Below are 3,897 nucleotides of genomic sequence, written 5' to 3' on the forward strand. Positions count from 1 at the left end.
ACCTCCGAATGAACGCGCCGCATCTTGCGGCGCCTAACGTTTGAATTAAGCGGCGCGCCGGGGGCACGTGCGCATAAAGGAAGGGTTAAGCAACATTGCGCACTGAATGAATGATCTTGTACCCGAGGGTGCGAGCGGCAGGCGTATCAAAGTAAGCAGAAATCTGAACATGCCCAATGGGTGCGATGACGTAACCGGAAATTGATTTATAGGAAGACTTTTCCCGGGAGTAATCTTCTTCCGGCAATTCGTATGTCAGCCGGATAAGCTTCCCGGTGCGTTCGATCTGTTGCTCGCCTCGAAGATCGCTGGCTGTTTCCAGAATTGAAGCTAGCCGCTGCTCTTCGGGTGTGCCTTTGTCGTTCCCCCAAATGGTGACCCAGAAGGTGAGTGTTGCCCTCCACAGAACAAGGCTTCCATCTTCTATTCGTCGATTGAACCTTTCAGGAAGAGCGACCGCCCATTCATCGGTCATTTGATAGGTTCCCGTGACGACTGGATAGTCTGGATGCAGGCTCATGGCGGCTTCTGATGTTGTCTAACGTCGAAAATGATCGGACCACGACGTTTGCGGCGAGACCGCCTTCTGCGGTTGTGGGTCCATGTCGATTAACCAGTTAAGTGGCATGGCCTCAAGTGTCGACAGAGACATGTGTCAATTTACCTTCTTCGAAGTAGCAGGTGTATAGAAATTTCGAGTTGTTAGTAAGACACTCGAGGGCAATGTCCCACTCAGCGTTTGGATCCCCGTCCAATGGCACGCCTACGCCGGCAAGAGTGAATGCCAGGCGCCAATCGGACGGAAGGTTTTCGCCGTAGATTTCCTTATGGCGTTCCCCGAGCTCTGACAACACGGGCCCAACGACGTTATCAAGATCGGATGTGACGCGCCGAAAGAAGTCGACCTGTAATTGGGTGGGCTCCGCTGCGTCGCGCGTATCGATCGAAATCGAAATGCCATCCTCACCCTCATACACCTCATGCACCCAGTAAGGACCTTTGGCTCCACTTTCCAATGTGAGAGTGCCAAACACTGGGTGCCCGAGCGACACAGCGGGCGACCGGCGAAAGAGGTTAGATAGGAAACCCATTGTTCGTGCCATTTAACGTCGGAGCTGACCGGCCCGCAACACATGCGGCGAAGCCGCCTCCTGCTGTTGTGGGTCCGTGTAGATTGACATGTTAGAACTCATTTCCGGCGCTCCTTCATGAACTTTTCAATGGAGCCAGGCGAGCGCTTTGTACCCGAAAGCCACTCAACCCGCCACTCAGTTATTCGCTCTTCTTCAATGACTTCAAACACCCCGGGCCTGGGCTCATTGATGTGTTTCAACTGCCGAACGAGCACCAACGGTTGTTCTGCGCCTTTAGCTCCTCGTGAATACTCCAGAGCGCGCTCGTATTGTGCAAAGGCTCGATAGTAGACGTCGTTCCCATTCAGTCTTCTTGCGCCATCGTGTGGATGCAACCAGACCCGATACTCAAGAACGTTATCGTAAAAGTAGCCTGCACCGGACTTGGTTTGCGCTGGATACCGTCCGACTTTTGAAGGATCGCTTGCAACAGGGTAGGCGCTGCTGCCCGCCACCGTTCTGTCTGCACCGCCGACGTCCAAGCCGGCTGCGGCCACTGCGCAGAAGCATCCAAGAAGCAGGGTTGCGAGAAAACGCACCATGAGTTCTAACGTCGAAAATGACCGGCGACACATAGGCAGGCGAAGCCTGCCGCGATGACGTCCGTGTTGATTGACCTGTTAGGCATCACGGCCCCAGACCTTTTCCGCCAACAGTGCAAAGTTTGGAAAAGCCACGCGGTCCAACGGAGAAGATGCTGCGCCGCCACAGCCCGTTGCCGGAACGGAACGAGCTCGCCATCACGTAGTACTTGTTCTTGTATTGCGCCAAGAGAATGCGCTGATCCCCAACAAAAACGGTTTTCCCCATCGCGGATAAGGTGAGAGTGACGCTCGAATCGTCAGGCGGTATCAAACTCGCAGAGCCAGTACGAAACCAAACGAGCTTGTCAGCCTGGCCATCGCCATCCAAATCCACCTCGACAACGACGTTTCCGTCGCCGTCCTCCTGTACCTCAACTGCGAAATCGCTGAGCCCACCCTTCGACTTCAATAGGTTACAGACTTCCCGGGCTGCCTGGGCGGACGAGACGGACGCGGCAAGAAGGAGGGCAATCCCTACGGTAGTGCGGAGCAGCAGCATATCTTGGTGACGCCTAACGTTTGACTTAAGCGGACCGCCGTAGGCGGGTCCGCTTGAAGGAAGGGTTGGGCGTCAGGCTGCTCATCGCAGTGCCGAAGTATCGCTGAGCAACTGCTCCGCCGGAAACCTCGTGATCTCGTGCCTGGCGCGACGAGGTGCTATTTCAACCCGCGTTGTGATTTCGCCATCGGCGTAGAAGCAGCCAACGCCTGATTCAAAGTCTGTGCGGGGGTAGATGACAATCTTTCCCAGGCGAACTTCTGCCCAAGCGGAAATCCAGGCGCCACACCGTCTTTGAATGTTCGTGTTTCCGGGGATCGGACCGAGTTCGATCGAGTAGACGCCGTCACTCAACTTGCAAGTCGCCCGTACCGTCGTCGTTGACGCAATGCTGTCTTCATCTCGCATCTGAACGAGCGTCCATGGATCCCACTGATAGTTTGTCTTGGCCTCTAGCATCGTCTGGCCCGCGCCGTTGGCGGCTGCAGCGTAGGTCAGTACCAACCGATTGGATTGCTTGTCGCACTGATAGCCGACCAACTTGAAGAAGGCATCAGCGTGCGCTGAGGCCGCCAAGAGACAAAGCAAAAGCGCGGTGATGACTTTCATGACGCCCAACGTCGAAGGCAACCGGACCGCCACACTGGCGGCGAGGCCGCCTCCTGCAGTTGCGGGTCCGTGTTGGCCGACTTGTTAAAGCGAATCGCCATGGGGTAGTCTAGATAGCAGCCAGAAAAAATACCCACCAAATGCTCCCGAGCCTAGGTAATTGAGAGTGTCAAATTCACCGACGTGTTGCCAGCGGTCTGAGTCGAAAGGGCCGGCAAGAAGGTACCACATAGGCAATGCGCATACCAACCCACCAAGAACGTACTGCCAATGTCGGCTAAAGCCAAAACGCCGGAACAGCAGCCATAACGGCAGGCCTGCGAATATCGCGACGGGGATTGCAAAGAGCGACCCAACAAACCACGTAAGAGGGCTGCACCAAGTGCCTGTTCCCAATGCAAGGCCGACCCCGCAGCTGCTAAGTATTGCAGCCGCTACGCCAACAATAGCAGAAATGCTTGCGAGCTTCAAACCGAGAAGTAGCGTACTCATGCGCTTTAACGTTGGAGCTGACCGGACCGCAACACTCGCGGCAAAGCCGCCTCCTGCAGTTGCGGGTCCGTGTCGAGCGACATGTTAGACGGCATGCGCGCCTTGCAGACCAGCCACGTGCCGCAGTTCTCCGACAACCGGATGACTCCCCCAAGTGAAAAAGCGCACCTTCGGCATGAAAGTAATTTTCCGACCAAACTCCGTGGGAACACGAAAGTGAATAGTGACTGGATGGATGTTGATCCAACGATTTTCCGTGACTGACGCGATGGAAGTCAATGGCACCTTGATTTCACGACGATAGTTCGACACGTATAGACAACTCCCGTCAAGTCGAACTTTCTTTAGTCCTGCACATCCCCACAAGATGAACGCGGACCCGGCCACCCAGATGCACAGAAACTGCCACTTCATCGCCCACGGCGGAGGTTCGCCGCCCACGCCATGCATCGCGCCGGTCCACAAAAGGAGAGTGCCGAAGCCAAACCCTGCGATCCAAACCACGGGAAAAATGATCTTCATCAGAACCGTTTGCGCGGATGACAGTGTGCGTGCCAGCGTAGTCATTTCTGCCTTCTAA

Annotated in this window: 5 protein-coding genes; all 5 read right to left on the reverse strand. The window is 55.5% G+C overall.

What is annotated here, in order from left to right; genetic code table 11:
* Positions 1–85: 85 nt before the first annotated feature.
* Positions 86–520, reverse strand: a complete 435-nt coding sequence (locus tag AC1D1Z_RS34790) for a hypothetical protein (protein ID WP_477700126.1) — start codon at positions 518–520, stop codon at positions 86–88.
* A 669-nt stretch (positions 521–1,189) separates the two neighbouring features.
* Positions 1,190–1,675 carry a GCN5 family acetyltransferase gene (locus AC1D1Z_RS34795; RefSeq protein WP_477700125.1) on the reverse strand — a complete coding sequence of 162 codons (486 nt, stop codon included), beginning with the start codon at positions 1,673–1,675 and terminating at the stop codon, positions 1,190–1,192.
* 85 nt (positions 1,676–1,760) lie between these two features.
* Complete coding sequence (locus AC1D1Z_RS34800; protein WP_477700124.1) at positions 1,761–2,216, reverse strand: hypothetical protein; 456 nt, start codon at positions 2,214–2,216, stop codon at positions 1,761–1,763.
* Between the two features lie 81 nt (positions 2,217–2,297).
* The gene (locus AC1D1Z_RS34805) at positions 2,298–2,825 is read right to left on the reverse strand and encodes a hypothetical protein (protein WP_477700123.1); all 528 of its coding nucleotides are present in this window, start codon (positions 2,823–2,825) and stop codon (positions 2,298–2,300) included.
* A gap of 576 nt (positions 2,826–3,401) precedes the next feature.
* The gene (locus AC1D1Z_RS34810) at positions 3,402–3,884 is read right to left on the reverse strand and encodes a hypothetical protein (RefSeq protein WP_477700122.1); all 483 of its coding nucleotides are present in this window, start codon (positions 3,882–3,884) and stop codon (positions 3,402–3,404) included.
* Positions 3,885–3,897: the final 13 nt, after the last annotated feature.

The organism is Rhizobium sp. P1_E1 (assembly GCF_056406015.1).

Excerpts from the sequence above, each read along its gene's own strand:
- AC1D1Z_RS34810 (WP_477700122.1), bottom strand. The coding sequence starts at position 3,884 with ATGACTACGCTGGCACGCACACTGTCATCCGCGCAAACGGTTCTGATG.
- AC1D1Z_RS34805 (WP_477700123.1), bottom strand. The coding sequence starts at position 2,825 with ATGAAAGTCATCACCGCGCTTTTGCTTTGTCTCTTGGCGGCCTCAGCG.
- AC1D1Z_RS34795 (WP_477700125.1), bottom strand. The coding sequence starts at position 1,675 with ATGGTGCGTTTTCTCGCAACCCTGCTTCTTGGATGCTTCTGCGCAGTG.
- AC1D1Z_RS34790 (WP_477700126.1), bottom strand. The coding sequence starts at position 520 with ATGAGCCTGCATCCAGACTATCCAGTCGTCACGGGAACCTATCAAATG.
- AC1D1Z_RS34800 (WP_477700124.1), bottom strand. The coding sequence starts at position 2,216 with ATGCTGCTGCTCCGCACTACCGTAGGGATTGCCCTCCTTCTTGCCGCG.